Genomic DNA, 424 nt, shown 5'->3' with positions numbered 1-424 from the left:
CCCGAGGAATGCTCCATCGACGACGCCCTGGCCGCCCCGGGCGCCACCGTGCCCTGGACCGGGGTGCGCAACTACCAGGCACGCAACTTCATGCGCGACGACATGCAGGTGGGCGACGGCGTGCTGTTCTACCACTCCAGCTGCCCCGAACCCGGCATCGCAGGCATCGCCCGCGTGGCCAGCAGCACCCGGCCCGACCCCACACAGTTCGACCCCGCCTCGCCCTACCACGACCCCAAATCCCAGCCCGACCAGCCCCGCTGGCTGCTGCTGGACGTGCAGGCCCTGCGCAAAACCCGGCTGATCTCACTGGCCGAGCTGCGCGAACACCCAGCGCTGGCGCAGATGCGTGTGCTGCAGCGGGGCAACCGGCTGTCGATCACGCCGGTGGAGGCTGTGGAGTGGGAGGCGATCACAGGGCGGT

Annotated in this window: 1 protein-coding gene; it reads left to right on the top strand. The window is 70.5% G+C overall.

Features of this window, described 5'->3' with window-relative positions:
* Positions 1 to 424 (top strand): EVE domain-containing protein (locus DBR12_RS21030; protein ID WP_108619003.1); only part of this gene is annotated, 424 nt, incomplete at both ends.

Source organism: Acidovorax sp. HMWF029 (genome assembly GCF_003060895.1).
In the GTDB taxonomy this organism is placed as follows: Bacteria; Pseudomonadota; Gammaproteobacteria; order Burkholderiales; family Burkholderiaceae_C; genus Acidovorax.
The sequence above is the reverse complement of the archived record's forward strand: the minus strand, read 5'-3'. Positions and strand labels throughout refer to the sequence as shown.